The 19,484-nt window shown below is 41.9% G+C and carries 16 protein-coding genes; 2 read left to right on the top strand and 14 right to left on the bottom strand.

The features are described 5' to 3' along the window. Positions 1-2: 2 nt before the first annotated feature. The 14 genes from nuoN to hexA all read right to left on the bottom strand — a co-directional run bounded on the left by nuoN (position 3) and on the right by hexA (position 16,665). Positions 3-1,472, bottom strand: coding sequence for an NADH-quinone oxidoreductase subunit NuoN (nuoN, locus tag H1225_RS09205; RefSeq protein WP_161729944.1), 1,470 nt, complete (start codon positions 1,470-1,472; stop codon positions 3-5). Positions 1,473-1,478: 6 nt separating this feature from the next. Beyond that, positions 1,479-3,008 carry an NADH-quinone oxidoreductase subunit M gene (gene nuoM, locus H1225_RS09210; protein ID WP_115065486.1) on the bottom strand — a complete coding sequence of 510 codons (1,530 nt, stop codon included), beginning with the start codon at positions 3,006-3,008 and terminating at the stop codon, positions 1,479-1,481. Between the two features lie 19 nt (positions 3,009-3,027). Beyond that, a complete protein-coding gene (nuoL, locus tag H1225_RS09215; RefSeq protein WP_006533297.1) occupies positions 3,028-4,863 on the bottom strand; it encodes an NADH-quinone oxidoreductase subunit L in 1,836 nt (611 codons plus the stop codon). Next, positions 4,860-5,162, bottom strand: a complete 303-nt coding sequence (gene nuoK / locus H1225_RS09220; RefSeq protein WP_023581731.1) for an NADH-quinone oxidoreductase subunit NuoK — start codon at positions 5,160-5,162, stop codon at positions 4,860-4,862. Before nuoK ends, nuoL begins: the two co-directional genes overlap by 4 nt. Continuing rightward, on the bottom strand, positions 5,159-5,692 hold the full coding sequence (gene nuoJ / locus H1225_RS09225; RefSeq protein ID WP_072063175.1) for an NADH-quinone oxidoreductase subunit J: 534 nt from the start codon (positions 5,690-5,692) through the stop codon (positions 5,159-5,161). Before nuoJ ends, nuoK begins: the two co-directional genes overlap by 4 nt. 12 nt (positions 5,693-5,704) lie before the next feature. Next, positions 5,705-6,247 carry an NADH-quinone oxidoreductase subunit NuoI gene (gene nuoI, locus H1225_RS09230; RefSeq protein ID WP_006533299.1) on the bottom strand — a complete coding sequence of 181 codons (543 nt, stop codon included), beginning with the start codon at positions 6,245-6,247 and terminating at the stop codon, positions 5,705-5,707. 14 nt (positions 6,248-6,261) lie between these two features. Then, the gene (nuoH, locus tag H1225_RS09235) at positions 6,262-7,239 is read right to left on the bottom strand and encodes an NADH-quinone oxidoreductase subunit NuoH (protein WP_006533300.1); all 978 of its coding nucleotides are present in this window, start codon (positions 7,237-7,239) and stop codon (positions 6,262-6,264) included. After that, a complete protein-coding gene (gene nuoG / locus H1225_RS09240; RefSeq protein ID WP_072063176.1) occupies positions 7,239-9,971 on the bottom strand; it encodes an NADH-quinone oxidoreductase subunit NuoG in 2,733 nt (910 codons plus the stop codon). The genes nuoH and nuoG overlap by 1 nt, the downstream gene beginning before the upstream one ends. A gap of 53 nt (positions 9,972-10,024) precedes the next feature. Further along, positions 10,025-11,389, bottom strand: coding sequence for an NADH-quinone oxidoreductase subunit NuoF (gene nuoF, locus H1225_RS09245; protein ID WP_072063177.1), 1,365 nt, complete (start codon positions 11,387-11,389; stop codon positions 10,025-10,027). Beyond that, a complete protein-coding gene (gene nuoE, locus H1225_RS09250; protein ID WP_006533305.1) occupies positions 11,386-11,931 on the bottom strand; it encodes an NADH-quinone oxidoreductase subunit NuoE in 546 nt (181 codons plus the stop codon). Before nuoE ends, nuoF begins: the two co-directional genes overlap by 4 nt. A 2-nt stretch (positions 11,932-11,933) precedes the next feature. Continuing rightward, on the bottom strand, positions 11,934-13,730 hold the full coding sequence (gene nuoC / locus H1225_RS09255; RefSeq protein ID WP_072063179.1) for an NADH-quinone oxidoreductase subunit C/D: 1,797 nt from the start codon (positions 13,728-13,730) through the stop codon (positions 11,934-11,936). A gap of 76 nt (positions 13,731-13,806) precedes the next feature. Then, positions 13,807-14,481 (bottom strand): NuoB/complex I 20 kDa subunit family protein, encoded by a 675-nt coding sequence (locus tag H1225_RS09260; RefSeq protein WP_004243697.1) that lies wholly within the window; start codon positions 14,479-14,481, stop codon positions 13,807-13,809. A 17-nt stretch (positions 14,482-14,498) separates the two neighbouring features. Next, the gene (locus H1225_RS09265; RefSeq protein ID WP_161671479.1) at positions 14,499-14,951 is read right to left on the bottom strand and encodes an NADH-quinone oxidoreductase subunit A; all 453 of its coding nucleotides are present in this window, start codon (positions 14,949-14,951) and stop codon (positions 14,499-14,501) included. Positions 14,952-15,747: 796 nt separating this feature from the next. After that, positions 15,748-16,665, bottom strand: coding sequence for a transcriptional regulator HexA (gene hexA, locus H1225_RS09270; protein ID WP_006533310.1), 918 nt, complete (start codon positions 16,663-16,665; stop codon positions 15,748-15,750). Between the two features lie 859 nt (positions 16,666-17,524). Here hexA and H1225_RS09275 point away from each other — a divergent pair. Then, a complete protein-coding gene (locus H1225_RS09275) occupies positions 17,525-18,739 on the top strand; it encodes a pyridoxal phosphate-dependent aminotransferase (RefSeq protein WP_072063486.1) in 1,215 nt (404 codons plus the stop codon). A gap of 137 nt (positions 18,740-18,876) precedes the next feature. Continuing rightward, positions 18,877-19,458, top strand: a complete 582-nt coding sequence (yfbR, locus tag H1225_RS09280; RefSeq protein WP_109847243.1) for a 5'-deoxynucleotidase — start codon at positions 18,877-18,879, stop codon at positions 19,456-19,458. The last annotated feature ends 26 nt before the right edge of the window (positions 19,459-19,484 follow it).

Here is a 19,484-nt window from a genome sequence, read left to right on the forward strand (position 1 = left end):
GATTAATTTGCTACTGGTGCAATAATCGCGAAATTCGTTAGTTCAATTAATGGTTGTGGCCATACACCTAAAGCAATCACAACAATAACGCAGATTAATGCAACAAATGTCGCCATATTTTGTGATGTGGTTGCAACCGCCGGTGTATTGTCATTGTCTGGTTTACGTAAGAAAACAATCGCGGCTGCACGTAGGTAGTAGAATAAACCTATCGCACTACCTAACACGACCATACCCGTTAACCACCATAAGCTTGAGTTAATACCTGCAATAATGACATAAAGTTTACCAATAAAACCTAATGTAATTGGTACACCTGCCAGCGATAACATCATGAGTGACATCACCACAGCAACGACAGGACGGCGCCAGAATAATCCGCGGTAATCTTCTAGTGAATCCATTTCGCTTTCACGATAAGGACTTGAAGCTACTGCAATAGCACCAAATGCCCCTAAGCTTGCAAACAAGTAACCAGCTAAATAAATTTCAGCCGTTTCTTGCGCCAGCACAGGACTGTATTGCAATACAATTAATGCCACTAGCAGATAACCAAGGTGCGATACTGAGGAATAACCCAGTAAGCGCTTCACGCTCTTTTGCGTTAACGCCATAATGTTACCAAACAAGATAGAGGCAATTGCCATGAAACCTAAGATCATTCGTAAGGTTTCACTATCCGCAGCGGGTGCTTCAAGGAATAAACGCATCACAACTGCAAAAATACCAATCTTACTTGCAGTGGCTAAGAATGCCCCCGTTGGTGCTGGCGCACCTTGGTAAACATCAGGTGTCCACAGTTGGAATGGGAATAAAGATAATTTAAATCCAATTCCCACCAACATCATCCCTAAACCTGCAAGTACTAATGGTTTATGGATATTGCTATCACTTAAACTTTGTCCCATCGCAGTAAAGGAGAGATCCCCTGCTTCTGCATAGAGCAGTGCCATACCAAACAGTAAGAAAGAAGATGCTGCTGCCGAAAGCAGCATATATTTAATACCCGCTTCCAGTGATGGACGTTGTTGGAATGCATAACCGATAAGACCAAACAGCGGTAATGTCAGTAATTCAATACCAATAAACATCGATGCGAAGTGGTGGGCTGAAGAGAGTAAAATCCCTCCAATCACCGCAATCGCAATCAGCATGTAAAACTCTTCTTTGTTATCTTGATAGCCTTCTAACCAAGGATAAGCAAAAGCGATAGTACCAATACCCGAAAGAATAACTAGTGCAGTAAAGAAACTAGAGTATCCATCAACATGGTAAAGCGTGGTAACGTCCACTACACCTAATGCATTAACGTAATAGAGTGATCCCAGCGCAATGATGAAACCTGTTGCTGTCAAAGTGGCAATAGTGAAATGATCGCGTCGCCACGCAATGGACAGCATCACAACCACCACCGTCAATCCGACGATTAATAGCGGTAGCATTGCGATCAATTGTTCAGGAGTTATTGTCATGGCGAATTACGGCCTTACTGTTGAAATAGAAGCGGAATACCAAGTCTGGAGATTTTCCATCGCTGATGCCGAGGTGTCTAATACAGGTTGTGGGAAGAAGCCCAGAATAACCAGTAAAACGACCAAGGTGATCAGGATAAAGAATTCTCTCAGATCCAACCCTTTATAGGTTCTTTCAGCTGTTTTCGGTGAACCGTAGTAAGCCTGTTGCATCATCCATAGTGCATAAACAGATGCAAAGACTAAACCAAAGACCGAAATAATCGTGATCAGCTTAAAGTTGCCATAAGTACCAAATAGGATCATAAACTCACCGACGAAGTTACCTGTTCCTGGCATACCTAAAGAGGCAACCGCAAAGAACAGTGAAAACGCAGGTAAGAAACGGATGCTTTTCCACAATCCGCCCATTTGATTCATATCACGCGTACCTAAACGCTCATACAGCATGCCACACATGATAAACAGACCTGCTGCTGACAAACCATTGGTGATCATTTGAATAATCGCACCTTGATAAGCCAATACAGAGCCAGCATAAATCGCAATTACGATAAAGCCCATGTGAGAAATACTACTGTAAGCCGCAAGACGTTTGATATCTGTCTGACGAAATGCCAGTAATGCTGCATAAAATACGGTAATTAAACCTAACCACATCGCCACAGGTGCCAATAACGCTGACGCTTCTGGGAACAGTGGTAAGTTAAAACGCAATAAACCGTAAGCTGCTGTTTTTAACAAAATACCGGATAAGTCAACAGAACCCGCGGTTGGTGCTTCTGCATGCGCATCGGCTAACCAGCCATGAACAGGAACGATTGGCATTTTCACCGCAAATGCAGCGAAGAAACCTAGCATCAGGATAAATTGTAGCTCAGTACCTAATACGGTGTGTGCTTGTAATAAGGTGTCATAGCTAAACGTCCAAATACCTGTTTCACGGTAGAAAGCAACCGCTAAACCGATAATGGCCAGCAACATTAACAGGCCACTTGCCTGTGTATAGATAAAGAATTTCGTTGCTGCACTGACGTGTGCTTTATCACTACTTCCTTTGTGTCCCCATAAAGAAATCAGGAAATACATTGGGATCAACATCATTTCCCAAAAGAAGAAGAATAAGAACAAGTCCGTTGCTAAAAATACCCCCATTACACCTGCTAAGATCCACAGCAGGTTAAAATGGAAAGCACCTTGTGATGGTTGGTTTTCACTCCACGAAGAGAGCACCGCTAAAATACCTAAAACTGCGGTCAAAACAGCCATCAGCAATGACATACCATCAAGTGCAAACTGGATATTGATCCCTAACGAAGGGATCCACGGCACAAAGAAATACTCTGTCCAGCGTGGCGCTCCATCAGCACTGAGTAGTTGATAATCGCCTTGCAACCAAAGTTGCACAGAAATAACGAGTGTTAATCCCATCGTCAGCAACGCAACCCAGCGAGGAACTTGCGAGCCGATTCGTTCAGCCTGCCAACTTAGCAGGCCACCGATGAAGGGAATAAGTATTAGCCAGGGTAATAACATGGCGCAATGTGTCCCTTAATTAAACCAGAAGCAGCAGAGCGATAACCAGCACTGCACCTAAACCGAGAGAAGCCGCATACCAACGAGTTAATCCATTCTCACTGAAACTTAATCCTTTATTGGTACCTTTAAGCAGGCAACCGAATAAATTAAAGAATTGGTTAACAGGATCATTTTGGATAAGCCACGCCGCCCCTTTATAAGGTTTGACAAACAGCACTTCATACAGAGCATCGAATCCCCAAGCATGAAACCACCATGTTGAGAAGAAACGACCGGTACGAGTATTGGCAACCTTAGCAACACATTGACGCTGTTTCAGGTATAACCATGCTGCAATGGCAACGCCTACAATCGCTACCACACCAGAAAGAATTTCTAATACATACTTACCATCGTGCGATGCGTTTCCTTCAGGGAAAACAGCACCTAACGGTTGAGTGATTAACGCACCGATAAATGTTGATAACAGTGCTAATACCGCTAATGGGAAAGTATGAGTAAACCCTTTAACTTGGTGTGCTTCGGTTTTGGTTTCACCATGGAATACGATGAAAATCAAACGGAAGGTATAAAGAGACGTAAATAACGCACCAATTAACCCTGCTAGCATTAAGTTAAAATGCCCGTTTGAGTACGCACCCCATAAGATTTCATCTTTACTGAAGAACCCTGCTGTTAACAGTGGTAATGCCGCTAATGCGCCACCACCAATCAGGAAACAAGCATAAACAAATGGGATCTTCTTACGTAACCCGCCCATCTTAAAGATATTTTGTTCGTGGTGGCAGGCAATAATCACAGAGCCTGCGGATAAGAACAGTAACGCTTTAAAGAAAGCGTGGGTCATTAAGTGGAAAATTGCCGCATCCCATGCTTGAGCGCCTAAAGCCAAGAACATATAACCAATTTGGCTCATGGTTGAATAAGCAAGAATACGTTTAATATCTGTTTGTACTAAGGCAGCAAAACCCGCTAGCACTAATGTCACCGCACCGATAATACCGACTAATTCCAGTACTTCTGGTGCCATTAAGAATAGCGCGTTGCTACGTGCCACTAAGTACACACCCGCTGTAACCATAGTTGCTGCGTGAATTAATGCAGATACAGGTGTTGGGCCTGCCATTGCATCGGCTAACCAAGTTTGTAATGGAAGCTGTGCTGATTTACCTACCGCACCACCTAATACCATTAACATTGCCCAGTTAATAACACTTGAACCTACTGCTAATTGCTCAGGCGCAAGTACCGCCATTTCACGGAAGCTCAATGTACCTAATTGGTCAAACAGGATAAACATACCGATAGCTAAAAACACATCACCGATACGCGTTACGATAAACGCTTTCATCGCCGCTGCGCCATTAGCAGGATTGCTATAATAGAAACCAATTAACAGGTAGCTACATAGACCAACCCCTTCCCAACCCATATACATCAGCATCATGTTATCAGCCAGTACTAAGACAACCATACTGGCGATAAATAAGTTGGTATAAGCGAAGAAGCGAGAATACCCTTCTTCTCCACGCATATACCACGATGCATACATATGAATCAGGAAGCCAACACCGGTAATCACACCCAGCATGGTTAATGAAAGACCATCAAGAACCAGTGTGAATGGAATATTAAAATTCCCTGCTGACATCCAGTTCCATAAAGTCAGAACTTGAGTTTCTTGCCCATTGGCAAAGAAATCCATACCAACCCAAAGTGCAACTAAAGCCGATAAACCAACCGAACCTGTACCAATCCATGCTGATACGTTTTCAGACCAACGACCACGTGAGAAAGCGAGCAGTAAAAATCCCAGCAGTGGTAGCAGAATGGTTAAATAGAGTATATTCATCCGCGCATCTCACTGACTGTATCAATATTGATGTTTTGGCGATGTCTATGAAGCTGTAACAACAATGCCAGACCAATACTTGCCTCTGCCGCCGCCAAGCTGATTGCCAGAATATACATTATCTGACCATCTGTTTGACCCCAAAAGCTACCACCGACAACAAAGGCCAGTGCAGCCGCATTAATCATAATTTCTAGTCCGATCAACATAAACAACAGGTTGCGGCGAAGTACTAAGCAGGTAAAACCTAACACAAACAGTACCGCCGCCAAGATCAAACCATGTTGAAGAGGTATCATTTTTGCTCCCCTGCGTTTTCGTTTTCGACGAGATCGTCATGGCTCTGATCACGACCAATGTGATAAGCAACTATTAACCCCGACAATAAGAGAACAGATGCTAACTCAACAGCCAGAATATAAGGCCCAAATAAGCTAATACCGACCTCTTTCGCACCAATTATTTCTCCAGTAATTTCACCGTGAGTAACACTACTAATTGCATAAATAAGCACGACTAATAGCATTAGAGATAACAGTGCAGGCCCAATCCAAAACTTCGGTTGTAGCCACTTTCTCTCTTGGTCAACGACGGATTTACCTAAATTAAGCATCATCACCACGAAAACGAACAACACCATAATGGCGCCAGCGTAAACGATGATTTCTAATGCACCTGCGAAATAGGCGCCCAGCGAGAAGAAAACCACAGAGAGGGCAATCAATGAAATCACTAAGTACAACAATGCGTGTACTGGATTGGTATGAGTGATCACTCTCAATGTTGCAAGGATGGCAATCAGCCCCGCGATGTAAAATGCAAATTCCATGAATATCGCTCCTTACGGTAACAGGCTTTTGACATCGATAGGTTTAGCTTCATCATCTGCATCACCTTTGTCTTTGCCGTTAATCGCCATACCTGTTTTACGGTAAAAGTTATATTCAGGATATTTGCCGGGTCCAGAAATCAACAGATCGTCTTTTTCATAAACCAGATCCTGACGCTTAAACTCACCCATTTCAAAGTCAGGCGTCAATTGCAACGCCGTTGTTGGGCAAGCTTCTTCACATAAACCGCAGAAAATACAGCGAGAAAAGTTGATACGGAAAAATTCCGGATACCAACGACCATCTTCATGTTCTGCTTTCTGTAATGAAATACAGCCAACTGGACAAACTGCCGCACACAAGTTACAAGCAACACAGCGTTCTTCACCATCGGGATCACGCGTCAATACAATACGTCCACGGTAGCGTGGTGCAACGTTGACAGGTTCTTCCGGGTACATCTGTGTTTCACGTTTGGCGAAGGCGTGTAAGCCAATCATCCAAATGCTTCGTACCTGGGTGCCGAAACCAGTCAATAACTCTTTTAAAGTCATGGTTCAATCACCCCTTATTGAGCGTTGTAAAGTATCACTGCAGCAGTTACCAGCAGATTGATAAGAGTTAACGGTAAGCAAATTTTCCAACCAAAAGACATCACTTGGTCGTAACGCGGACGCGGTAACGAAGCACGAATAAGGATGAACATCATCATGAAGAATCCTGTTTTCAGTGCAAACCAAATGAATGACGGTAAGAAAGGACCTTGCCAACCACCAAAGAATAACGTCACGATAAGACCTGATACTGCAACGATCCCGATATATTCACCGACAAAGAACAAACCGAATTTCATACCGGAATATTCAATGTGATAACCATCAGCAAGCTCTTGTTCTGCTTCTGGTTGGTCAAATGGATGACGGTGACAAACAGCAACGCCAGCAATCGCAAACGTAATAAAGCCGAAGAATTGTGGAATGACATTCCACATATTCGCTTGTGAATTCACAATATCTGTCAAGTTAAAAGAGCCTGCTTGAGCAACAACCCCTAAGATTGAAAGTCCTAAGAACACCTCATAACTTACGGTTTGTGCTGATGCACGCATTGCACCTAACAATGAGTATTTATTGTTACTTGACCAACCCGCAAATAACACGGCATACACCGCGATACCCGCAACCATCAAGAAGAATAAAATACCGATATTTAAGTCAGCAACAACCCATGTTGAGCTAACAGGTACAATGGCAAATGACAGCAATAAAGATGAAAACGCAATTACTGGTGCTATGGTGAAGATAAAGCGGTCAGCAAATTTTGGGATCCAGTCCTCTTTAAAGAACATTTTGATCATATCCGCAATTAGCTGTGCTGAACCTGCATAACCTACACGATTAGGCCCATAACGGTTTTGAAATAACCCCAGTAAACGGCGTTCCCCCATACTCATAAAAGCACCACAGGTGACCACGACAAGCAAGATCACCACGGCTTTTAGAACAGTGAGTAAAATCTCTGTAACTTCAGGAGATAACCAGCTCATTATGCAATACCCCGCAGTTGACGAACCGATACACCCACCAGCGATGGAGAAATACCTGCCATACCTAACGGCAAGCCGATTTGACCTTGAGTTAGGTGAGCACTGATTTTCACAGGTAAGGTGAATTCACGACCTTCGTAAGTAAACATGGCTTGCTGCCCCTGAGTTAACGCTAATGCTTGTGCATCAGATTCGCTCAATGTTAAATAAGCCGTTTCCATACGAGATTGGATAACTTCTGCACGTTGTGATAATTCTTCACTACCAAATAAACGGTAGCAAGGTGCAACAGTCCATTGATTTTTCTGTGCATTAAATGGCGCAGGAATATCAGTAAAGTAGCCAAGTGTATTATCACCACATTCGATTAAGCGCACACCCGGATCGCCAAAGCGTAAGCTGCCACCCACTTCGGCTTGGAATTTATTCCATGCTTGAGGTGAGTTCCAACCCGGTGCCCATGCAAATGGAATTTGCTGACGAGGTGCGGTTGGGCTGTTATTACCTTCCATTGAGAACGCAAATGGTGTGTCGATATCTTTTGGTTGGCGCTGTTCATGAACAGACACATTCGCCAACATGGAAGTACGACCACTGTAACGATGGGGTTCACGCGCCAATTTTTGACCGCGAATGCGGAATGATGCATTCGGAGCCGCATCAACAATGCCAGCAAACTGAGGAAGACTGGTTGCACAATGCTCAATCACATTGTCTAACTGTGTCCAATCCAGCGTTCTTTCATGCCATTGTGAATCAACTGCACTTAACCAACGCCAGCTTTCATGCATTACCACTTCTTTGTTATAGAAAGAAGGTTCGAAAACTTGGAAATAACGCTGTGCTCTGCCCTCTTGGCTCACCATTGTCCCATCGCTTTCAGCGAATGAAGACGCGGGGAGAACTAGATGTGCTTTTGCCATGATATCTGTTTGCTGATGGTCGATAACAATAACGTTATCGACTTTAGCAATCGCATCATCAATAACATCGGCATCGTAATGGCGATATAAATCGTTTTCCATAACAACAACGGTGTCGGCTTGACCACTGCGCATGATTTTTAAAGCATCATCAAGTGGCTGAGCGTTGATCATGGCTAGCCCCATGCTGTTTGCATCATCAGCAACGAAAGAAAGTCCCACTTCATTGCCTTTTGCTTTTAATGCAAACGCAATGTTGGCAGCAGCTTTAATAACGTCTTCACTACCTGCATGACTACCACTGATAATTAATGGTTTCTTCGCTTGAGAAAGTGCTTGAACAACCATCTCGATATGCTTATTCAGCGCGTCATCAATACCATCAACCGCAGGTGCTTCACCGTTAATGTTATTGGCAATTGCAAATCCTAAGCGTGCTTGATCAACAACTGGGGCGCGATAACTCCATGCAGCAACATCATCAAGACGGGTTTCATCAACATGAGTCACAAACAGCGGATATTTCGCACGTTGTCCGATATTCATAATCGCAGCAATTTGCCAGTCAGCGACTTTTTGAGCCGCAGCCATTTCACGCGCTTTACCTTTCACCGCTTGACGTACAGACAATGCCATACGAGCACCAGTTTGCGTTAAATCTTCACCTAACACTAAAACCGCATCGTAATCTTCAATTTCACGTAGAGATGGAGTATGAACGCCACCTTTTTGTAAAATCTCTAGCATTAATGTCAAACGTTTCTGCTCTGATGCAGAGATACCACTATAGAAGTTTTCAGCACCGACAACTTCACGTAATGCAAAGTTACTTTCAATGCTTGCACGAGGCGAACCAATACCCACGATACGCTGACTTTTCTTCAGCATATCCGCAGCGGCTTGAGTCGCTTGAACTGCACTAATTTCTAACCAGTTACTACCTAAACGTTTTTTAGGCTGACGAGGTCTGCTTGCTAAGTTCACATAGCCATAGCCAAAACGACCACGGTCACAGAGGAAATAGCGGTTTACAGTCCCGTTATAACGGTTTTCAATACGACGTAATTCACCATAGCGTTCACCCGGGCTTGTGTTACAGCCCATGCTACAACCTTGGCAAATACTTGGTGCAAACTGCATATCCCACTTACGGTTATAACGTGATGAGTGAGTTTTATCAGTAAATACACCCGTCGGACAAATTTCGACTAAGTTACCCGAGAATTCGCTCTCTAATGTGCCATCTTCAACACGTCCAAAGAAAACGTTGTTATGCGCACCAAAGACACCAAGATCAGTACCATCGGCATAGTCTTTGTAGTAACGAACACAGCGGTAACAAGCAATACAACGGTTCATTTCATGAGAAATAAACGGTCCCAGATCTTGATTTCTATGTGTACGCTTGGTAAAGCGATAGCGACGCATAGTGTGACCTGTCATTACCGTCATATCTTGAAGGTGGCAGTTACCCCCTTCTTCACAAACTGGACAGTCATGAGGATGGTTTGTCATATACCATTCAACAACGCTTTCGCGGAATTTCTTCGCTTCTTCGTCATCAATAGAAATAAACGTGCCATCAGTCGCTGGTGTCATACAAGACATCACTAAACGACCGCGGGTATCCTCAGCATTTTGATACTGCTTAACCGCACACTGGCGGCAAGCGCCAACGCTTCCCAGCGCTGGGTGCCAGCAAAAATAAGGAATATCTAAGCCTAAATTAAGACAGGCTTCTAACAGGTTATCAGCCCCGTTAACTTCATATTCTTTGCCGTCTACATGAATCGTAGCCATAGTCAGCATGCTTCCCAAAGGCCTGCACAGCAGGCGTTAAACCTAGAATGTGTCGTGAAAAATTACCAGCGGCTTTTCAGCAAGTTAGGCTGAATACCTCTGATTAAGTTGGCATTTGTATAATCTTCTTGAATAATGCCCGCTTCAAATTCTTCACGGAAATATTTAATGGCGCTTTGTAAAGGTTCTACTGCACCCGGTGCGTGAGCACAGAATGTGTGTCCTGGACTTAAAGAACGACATAAATGCTCAAGGGTCTCAATATCACCAGGGCGACCTTTACCGTTTTCTATCGCACGTAAGATTTCGACACTCCATGGCAAGCCATCACGGCAAGGTGTACACCAGCCACAAGATTCACGCGCAAAGAACTCTTCTAAGTTGCGAGTTAATGAAACCATATTAATTTCATTATCTACTGCCATCGCAAGCGCTGTGCCTAAACGGCTACCTGCTTTTGCAATCGTGCCAAAATCCATTGGGAGATCGAGGTGATCTTCTGTTAAGAAATCAGTACCTGCACCACCCGGTTGCCATGCTTTCAGCTTAAGACCATCACGCATACCGCCTGCGTAATCTTCAAGGATCTCACGCGCGGTTGTACCAAATGGTAATTCCCATAAGCCCGGAAATTTCACACGACCAGAGAATCCCATTAATTTAGTACCCGCGTCTGGGCTTTTGCCTTCACTTAAGCCGATATACCAATCTTTGCCATGTTCAATAATCGCGGGCACGTTACACAGTGTTTCAACGTTATTGACACAGGTTGGTTTACCCCATGCACCTGATGTTGCAGGAAATGGTGGTTTAGAGCGCGGGTTAGCACGACGACCTTCTAAGGAGTTGATTAATGCTGTCTCTTCACCACAGATGTAACGACCAGCACCTGTATGAACAAACAGTTCAAAGTCAATTCCTGAACCGAAGATATTTTTACCAAGAAAACCCGCTGCTTTTGCTTCCTCAATGGCATGGCGTAAATGCTTAGCCGCTTCAATATATTCGCCACGAAGGAAAATATAACCACGGTAAGCTTTTAGTGCGTGAGCGCCGATAATCATCCCTTCAATTAATAGATGTGGAAGTTCTTCCATTAAGAGACGGTCTTTATATGTTCCCGGCTCCATTTCATCTGCATTACAAAGGATGTAACGGATATTCATGCTTTCATCTTTTGGCATCAGGCTCCATTTCAAGCCTGTTGAGAATCCAGCACCACCACGACCTTTTAGGCCAGCATCTTTAACTTCAGTAGTCACCTCAGTCGGAGACATACCTTTTAATGCTTTTTCTGCCGCTTTATAACCGTTTTTAGCACGGTATTCATCCAGCCATACAGGCTGACGATCATCGCGTAAGCGCCACGTTAGCGGATGCGTTTCTGCGCTACGAATAATCGGTTTTGCTCCTGAAATTGCTGTCATGGATACTGCTCCAGTAACGTTTCAATCTCTTCAGGTTTAACAAAGCTGTGAGTATCGTCATCTACCATCATGGTAGGACCTTTATCACAATTACCTAAACAGCAGGTTGGCAGTAACGTAAAGCGACCATCTGGTGTTGTTTGACCAGGGATAATATTAAGATGCTTTTCAATTGCTGCTTGAATGCCTTGATAACCTGTAATATGACAAACCACGCTGTCACAAAAACGAATAATGTGACGACCAACGGGTTGACGGAAAATTTGGCTATAGAACGTAGCAACGCCTTCAACATCGCTTGCAGGGATCCCAAGAACATCCGCAATCGCATAAATCGCGCCGTCTTCCACCCAACCGCGGTTCTTTTGCACAATTTTCAGTGCTTCAATAGAGGCTGCTCGCGGATCTTCGTAGTGATGTTTTTCTTGTTCAATTTCAGCACGTTCTTCTTCAGTTAAAACAAACGTTGCTTTCTTTGAATGTGTTACATCAACGATTTCGATCTGCACTGCATCATCTTTTTGGTTTAATTCATTTTGCATGATTAACGATCCACATCCGACATTACAAAATCAATACTTCCCAGATACACAATCAAGTCAGAAACCAAGCTACCGCGGATAACCGCTGGGATTTGTTGTAAATGAGCAAAACTAGGCGTACGAATACGTGTACGGTAGCTCATTGTGCTGCCATCACTGGTTAAGTAATAACTGTTGATCCCTTTAGTGGCTTCAACCATCTGGAATGATTCATTAGCAGGCATAACCGGCCCCCATGAAACCTGTAAGAAGTGGTTAATCATGGTTTCGATATGCTGTAATGTGCGCTCTTTTGGTGGAGGCGTTGTCAGTGGATGATCTGCTTTAAATGGCCCTTCTGGCATATTTTTATAGCACTGTTCCAAAATGCGTAAGCTCTGGCGTAGCTCTTCTACTTTCAGCATTACACGATCGTAACAGTCACCATTGCTTGCGACAGGGATTTCAAATTCAAAGTTTTCATAACCTGAATATGGACGCCATTTACGCACGTCAAATTCAACACCTGTTGCACGAAGACCCGCACCTGTGACTCCCCACTCTAACGCTTCTTTTGCGTTATATGAGGCAACACCAATAGTACGACCTTTCAAAATACTGTTTTGCAACGCTGCTTTTACGTAAGAATCTAAACGTTTTGGCATCCAATCTAAAAATTCACGTAATAAGCGTTCCCAACCGCGAGGTAAATCATGAGCAACACCACCGATACGGAACCATGCAGGATGCATACGGAATCCGGTAATCGCTTCAACAATGTTGTAAACTTTTTGACGGTCAGTAAAGGCGAAGAACACCGGTGTCATTGCACCAACGTCTTGGATAAAGGTACTGATATACAGTAAGTGGCTATTAATACGAAATAGCTCAGACAGCATGACACGAATGACTTTAACGCGTTCAGGCACTTCGATACCGGCAAGTTTTTCCACTGCAAGTACATAAGGCATTTCGTTAACGCATCCGCCAAGGTATTCGATTCGATCTGTATATGGGATATAGCTGTGCCAAGATTGGCGCTCACCCATTTTTTCAGCACCACGGTGGTGATAACCCACATCAGGTACACAGTCGACGATTTCCTCGCCATCAAGCTGAAGAATAATACGGAATGCACCGTGAGAGGATGGATGGTTAGGGCCGAGGTTTAAGAACATAAAGTCCTCATTCTCCGTACCGCGTTTCATCCCCCACTCTTCAGGTTTAAATGTCAGCGATTCCATTTCCAGATCCTGCTTCTGCTTTGTCAGCACATAAGGATCGAACTCTGTCGCACGAGCAGGATAATCTTTACGCAGTGGATGACCTTCCCAATCAGGAAGCATCATAATACGGCGTAAATTTGGGTGCCCATTAAAGACAATCCCAAACATATCCCAGACTTCACGCTCATACCAATTCGAGTTAGGAAAGAGAGATGTGATTGTCGGAACATTAAGATCATTTTCACTTAATGCGACTTTCAACATAATATCTTTATTACGATCGATTGATATCAGATGATAGAAAACGGAAAAGTCTGCTGCTGGTAAGCCTTGGCGGTGCGTACGAAGACGCTCATCAAAGCCATGCATATCAAACAGCATGACATAAGGTTTTGGTAAAGATTTGAGGTATTGCATTACCTCAATGAGTTGTTCCCGCTTAACCCAAACAACTGGCATGCCAGTACGAGTAGGCTGGAACGTAAACGCATCTGGCCCAAATTTCTGACGCAGTTCATTAACTACCTGATCATCAATATGATCGGTCGTTTCCCACGCTGGCCGAGCGCCTTTTTGCGCTATCTGATCGGTCATTTCTATTCACCACAACTTTGATCAGGGTTACTATGATCGCAACACATTGCTCTGGTTACGTCTTAGGCGAAAGCCTTTAAATTTCGTCAGGAGTACGCAGATTTTTGACTGCGATACGCTCACCGTGTTTTCTTTCTCGTTCTGATTGCATATTGGCACGGTAAACGCCTTGGTCGCCGACAACCCATGATAATGGGCGACGTTCTTTACCAATGGACTCTTGTAATAACATCAGTGCTTGCATATAAGCTTCAGGGCGTGGCGGACATCCAGGAATATACACATCAACTGGAATGAACTTATCCACACCTTGCACTACTGAGTAGATGTCATACATACCACCAGAGTTAGCACATGCACCCATAGAGATAACCCATTTAGGCTCTAACATCTGATCGTATAAACGCTGAATAACGGGTGCCATTTTCGTAAAGCAAGTACCCGCAACCACCATAAAGTCAGCTTGACGAGGGGATGCACGTAATACTTCTGAACCAAAACGAGCCACGTCATGTACAGCTGTAAATGACGTCACCATTTCAACGTAACAACAAGAAAGACCAAAGTTATATGGCCATAAAGAGTTTTTCCGTCCCCAGTTCACAACGTCATGCAACGCATGTTCCAGTTTTCCCATATACACACTGCGATGAACGTGAGCATCTAATGGGTCACTGACAATTTCCTGTGATTGCAGGGGATAACGGTCATTCTCACCGTTCGGATCTATGCGGGTGAGCGTATAATCCATTTCTAATGCCTCGCTTATTACTGCTGCGGATGTTTGCCGCTGGTTAATCGAACATGGCTTTTACTCGCAGTTTCACGGCGAGAGCGAATAGGCGTCCAATTTAATGCACCTATGCGAACCAAATAGAATAATCCAGCTAATAAAATAGCGATGAAGACTGATGCTTCAATAAAGCCTAACCAGCCAACTTCACGAACGGAAACAGCCCAGGCATAAAGAAACAGTGCTTCAACATCGAAAATAACGAAAAACATGGCAACTAAATAGAATTTAGCTGACATGCGCAGACGAGCGCTGCCAACAGAATCAAGACCAGATTCATAAGGAACATGCTTTGCCCTTGCCTGTGCGCGTCCACCTAAATAGCGGGCACCCAACAACATGAGCGAACATAACCCCAATGCGCCTATGAGGAAGACAGCAAATGCCCAATGATGGGCGATAACTTCGGTGGTTGTAGACATACTCATTGCTTACTCATCAAAGGTGGTGTCAATTAACCAACTCTTATCCGGCGGTTTACACCACATTTCTAATTACGAAAAAAAGGCGAATTAAACAGACTTGCTAATTAAAGAAATAATAACAGTCTATTTATACCTTTTTTCTTTTTTAGAAAACTTTGCGACAAATCACTCAGTTTTCTATCGCGATTTAACAAATTAAACACTCATTTTTAACACTAAATTACTGGCTAATGCTAAAACGTGTCAGTCAACCGACAAACTTTATGCTAACACGCTTAGTCTAACCGATAATTCGATTTTACTACACCAGTATCTCAGGAAAAACCTTATTCAACACAGGCAAATGTGCCTTATTTTTTTGATCAAACTCACAAAATAGTCGAAAAAACGCCTAATCAGTTTAAAATTTATCCAAATTTTAACAAATTAACTTTCTAATATTGTGGAGAAGGTCAAATATCCGCTTAGATTTACTTTTTTATTCTCTTAAAACCTAGACAAACTTTTTATTTGTTAACAAATCCTACAAGTGATTAACTAAGAGGGAAGGTAAACATTTTTTTAACAAATAGTTTAGGTAGTAATGGAATGAAATGTCACAAAGATAAATACATAAAACAACATAATTATTAACATAATGTTACTACTTCAAAAGAAAGCAATAAAAAAACGGAAATAAATGCACTTCATTGCATCTATTCCCGTTTATTATTCATCACTATCCAGTTTTATTTGACTCTATTTTAATCTTTAATTTTTGTGTTTTAACGCTAAAAAATTCACACAATTATTAATGTGATTATTCAAGTTCAGTAGAGCTAATATCTTCAGATGCAGTGACAGTATAAGGTGTTTTCTTGTTTTCAATCGCATTGAATACTGTTAACACCGCTTCATTTTGTTCATCAGAGTTACGATATAACCAATATTGTGTTTCAGGTAAACGCGGTAAACCTTCGCTTTCACCTAAAATACGCAAATCAGCATTTTGCATTTCAAGTGGACGAGCAGTAATACCCACTTCTGCATTAACTGCCGCACGAACAGCAGATAAAGAAGCGGCTTCATAAGCAACACGCCATTGAATTCCAGCGTCATCTAACGTGTTTATCGCTAATTGACGGAATGGATTTGTTTCATCCATAACAACTAAAGGAATAGGTTCATTCATTTGTAATTGGAAATCTGGCGCACAATGCCATAACACTGGTGCAGTACGTAGCGCTGTACGTGGGTGATGACCAATACGTGCTGTTGTTAATGCTAAATCAATTTCATGATTATCTAGCATTGTCTCAATATATTGAGAACGCTTAATACGTACATCAACAGCTAAACGAGGATACACTGACGCGATACGATTTAATAAAAACGGTAATAAAGTATCAACAGAGTCATCAGAAGCACCAATACGTAACTCCCCTTCTGCATCGCTATACGTTAATGATGCCGTTGCATCATCATTTGCACGCAAAATTTGACGCGCATAACCTAACAGTTGTAGACCATGCTCGGTTAAAAGTTTATTACGACCATGACGGGCGAAAAGCTCTCTACCCACCAATTGCTCTAAACGTTGCATCTGCTGACTCACAGCAGATTGGGTTCGACATACAGCAGCCGCGGCGGCTGCAAAAGTGTTCAAATCTGCTACAGCTACAAACGTTCTAAGCAGATCGAGGTCGAGATTCATTATCGGACGATTTGCATTAATCATTGTTTATTCTTCACTTATTTTTGATTTTTAAATTACATATACCTGGTGTTTTATATCAAAAGTCTAAAAAGACTTCCGATTCAGACTGTACTTTACTCTGAAAAGGAGAGCAAAGACATACTGAATACTTTACATTTGTTTCTTATCGTTTACACCTCCTAGATAGAAAGGAATTGCATCTTTTTGTAACAAATTAAATTTTATTATCATTTCATATATTCACAAGAAAGAACTCTATACCGTCATCACAAGTTAGACTTAGATCATGCTATATTGTTTTCTCATTCATAAATTTTAACATTTTGAAAATAATTTAGATTATCTTAACTATACATTCAAGTTTAAGTATTTTCCCCTATAAACTAAATTTAAGATTTAAATTTAATTTATACTTAAACTAATTGATTGCTATAAAATAAAGTAGATTTAACCATATTATTTGAAAATTTAATATATTAAGTCAGATAATACAAATCCGATAAAATTATTCAATAATTGATTATGCAACATTTCACTTACTAACCTATCACATCAACTTATTTCTAATTGACACACTAAAAAGGCCCTTTTCATCAGAATAACAATCTAGATTATTTATCAAGTCTGAAACATAATCTCGCAGTAGGTAATATATTCAGTCATCAAAATAACATTCCAAGAATAAACTGACCTTTTACACCAAAAATTACCTAGCATCTTCAAAAGTTTGTAACGTGAGAGTAGAGTGATAGAACAGTTATTTGCTGGGATAACCTTTTCATTTGTATCTTTCTATATGAATAGCAACCGGCGATAAATGTCGCTAAGTCGCCATAATCACAATAAAGATACGAGTCAGACCCTATTAGGTAAACGCGCTATGAATCAGATTAAAAAATCAAACAAACTCGAACATGTCTGTTACGACATTAGAGGTCCGGTTTTGCAAGAGGCAAAACGTCTGGAAGAAGAAGGTAACAAAGTTTTAAAACTCAATATTGGTAACCCAGCACCTTTCGGCTTTGAAGCACCTGATGAAATTTTAGTAGATGTGATCCGCAATCTACCAAGCTCTCAGGGTTATAGTGACTCTAAAGGTCTGTTTTCTGCGCGTAAAGCTATCATGCAGCATTATCAAGCTCGTGATATGCGAGATATCACTGTTGAAGACATCTATATTGGTAATGGTGTTTCTGAGTTAATCGTACAAGCGATGCAAGCGTTATTGAATAATGGCGATGAAATGCTAGTACCAGCGCCTGATTACCCATTATGGACAGCCGCTGTTTCCCTTTCTGGGGGAAATGCCGTTCATTATATGTGTGACGAGCAACAAGGTTGGTTCCCTGATCTCGATGATATTCGTAGTAAAATTACAAAAAATACCCGTGGTATTGTTATTATCAACCCAAATAACCCAACAGGTGCGGTGTATAGCAAAGATATTCTGATGGAAATCGTTGAAATAGCACGTCAACACAACCTGATTATCTTCGCTGACGAGATCTACGATAAAATTCTGTATGACGATGCACAACATCATTCTATCGCTGCCATGGCACCCGATTTATTAACCGTAACATTTAATGGTTTATCAAAAACTTACCGTGTTGCAGGTTTCCGTCAAGGTTGGATGGTATTAAACGGCCCTAAAAAACAGGCTAAAAGCTATATTGAAGGCTTAGATATGCTGGCATCGATGCGTTTATGTGCCAACGTACCAATGCAACATGCTATTCAAACGGCATTAGGAGGCTATCAAAGTATTAGTGAATTTATCCTGCCGGGTGGTCGTTTATACGAACAACGCAATCGAGCTTGGGAACTCATTAATCAAATCCCGGGGGTTTCTTGTGTTAAACCTATGGGGGCGTTGTATATGTTCCCTAAAATAGATCTTAACCGCTACAGTATTAAAAACGATCAGAAAATGATCCTTGATTTATTACTGCAAGAAAAAGTCTTATTAGTGCAAGGTACTGCCTTTAATTGGCCATACCCTGACCATTTCCGTATCGTTACTCTTCCGCGTGAAGATGATTTAGATATGGCAATCCAAAAATTTGGTCGTTTTATTGTGGGTTATCATCAATAAAATTGTCTACACCTAAAATAAAACGCAATATTACAATACGTTATATTGCGTTTTATTTATTTTCTTTTTTATTAATGTTTACATCTATCTATTATCCACTCACAATAATGTCTTCAATCACGCAATTGGGAGATATTATGAGTTACTTTTTTGCCCACCTTTCTCGCTTAAAACTCATTACTCGTTGGCCTTTAATGCGTAATATTCGCCAAGAAAATGTGTCTGAGCACAGTTTACAAGTCGCTTTTGTCGCCCATGCCTTAGCAGTGATAAAAAATCGTAAATTTGATGGTAATGTCAACGCAGAGCGAATTGCATTACAAGCGATGTATCATGATGCCAGCGAAGTGATCACTGGCGATATGCCCACGCCTATTAAATATCACAATCCTCAAATTGCTCATGAATATAAAAAAATAGAAAAATATGCACAGCAAAAATTAATTGAAATGTTACCCGAAGAATTACAAGACGATTTTCGCCCTCTTATTGATGAGCAATTACATAATGAAGAAGAAACGTTTATTGTTAAGCAAGCAGATAGTCTGTGCGCTTATTTAAAATGCCTTGAAGAGTTAGCGGCCGGTAATAGCGAATTTAATTTAGCGAAAAATCGCTTAGAGAAAACACTTGCTGAAAGGCATAGTCCTGAGATGGACTATTTTATGAAGGTATTTGTACCGGGATTTAGTTTATCGCTGGATGAAATTAGTGAATAAAAAAACGAAATGAGCACAATTAAACG

Origin of the sequence: Proteus penneri (assembly GCF_022369495.1) — a bacterium.
GTDB lineage: Bacteria > Pseudomonadota > Gammaproteobacteria > Enterobacterales > Enterobacteriaceae > Proteus > Proteus penneri.

Bases quoted from the DNA above. Each gene is read 5' to 3' on its own strand.
- nuoN (WP_161729944.1), bottom strand. From the start codon at position 1,472: ATGACAATAACTCCTGAACAATTGATCGCAATGCTACCGCTATTAATC.
- nuoM (WP_115065486.1), bottom strand. From the start codon at position 3,008: ATGTTATTACCCTGGCTAATACTTATTCCCTTCATCGGTGGCCTGCTA.
- nuoL (WP_006533297.1), bottom strand. From the start codon at position 4,863: ATGAATATACTCTATTTAACCATTCTGCTACCACTGCTGGGATTTTTA.
- nuoK (WP_023581731.1), bottom strand. From the start codon at position 5,162: ATGATACCTCTTCAACATGGTTTGATCTTGGCGGCGGTACTGTTTGTG.
- nuoJ (WP_072063175.1), bottom strand. From the start codon at position 5,692: ATGGAATTTGCATTTTACATCGCGGGGCTGATTGCCATCCTTGCAACA.
- nuoI (WP_006533299.1), bottom strand. From the start codon at position 6,247: ATGACTTTAAAAGAGTTATTGACTGGTTTCGGCACCCAGGTACGAAGC.
- nuoH (WP_006533300.1), bottom strand. From the start codon at position 7,239: ATGAGCTGGTTATCTCCTGAAGTTACAGAGATTTTACTCACTGTTCTA.
- nuoG (WP_072063176.1), bottom strand. From the start codon at position 9,971: ATGCTGACTATGGCTACGATTCATGTAGACGGCAAAGAATATGAAGTT.
- nuoF (WP_072063177.1), bottom strand. From the start codon at position 11,389: ATGACAGCAATTTCAGGAGCAAAACCGATTATTCGTAGCGCAGAAACG.
- nuoE (WP_006533305.1), bottom strand. From the start codon at position 11,931: ATGCAAAATGAATTAAACCAAAAAGATGATGCAGTGCAGATCGAAATC.
- nuoC (WP_072063179.1), bottom strand. From the start codon at position 13,730: ATGACCGATCAGATAGCGCAAAAAGGCGCTCGGCCAGCGTGGGAAACG.
- H1225_RS09260 (WP_004243697.1), bottom strand. From the start codon at position 14,481: ATGGATTATACGCTCACCCGCATAGATCCGAACGGTGAGAATGACCGT.
- H1225_RS09265 (WP_161671479.1), bottom strand. From the start codon at position 14,951: ATGAGTATGTCTACAACCACCGAAGTTATCGCCCATCATTGGGCATTT.
- hexA (WP_006533310.1), bottom strand. From the start codon at position 16,665: ATGATTAATGCAAATCGTCCGATAATGAATCTCGACCTCGATCTGCTT.
- H1225_RS09275 (WP_072063486.1), top strand. From the start codon at position 17,525: ATGAATCAGATTAAAAAATCAAACAAACTCGAACATGTCTGTTACGAC.
- yfbR (WP_109847243.1), top strand. From the start codon at position 18,877: ATGAGTTACTTTTTTGCCCACCTTTCTCGCTTAAAACTCATTACTCGT.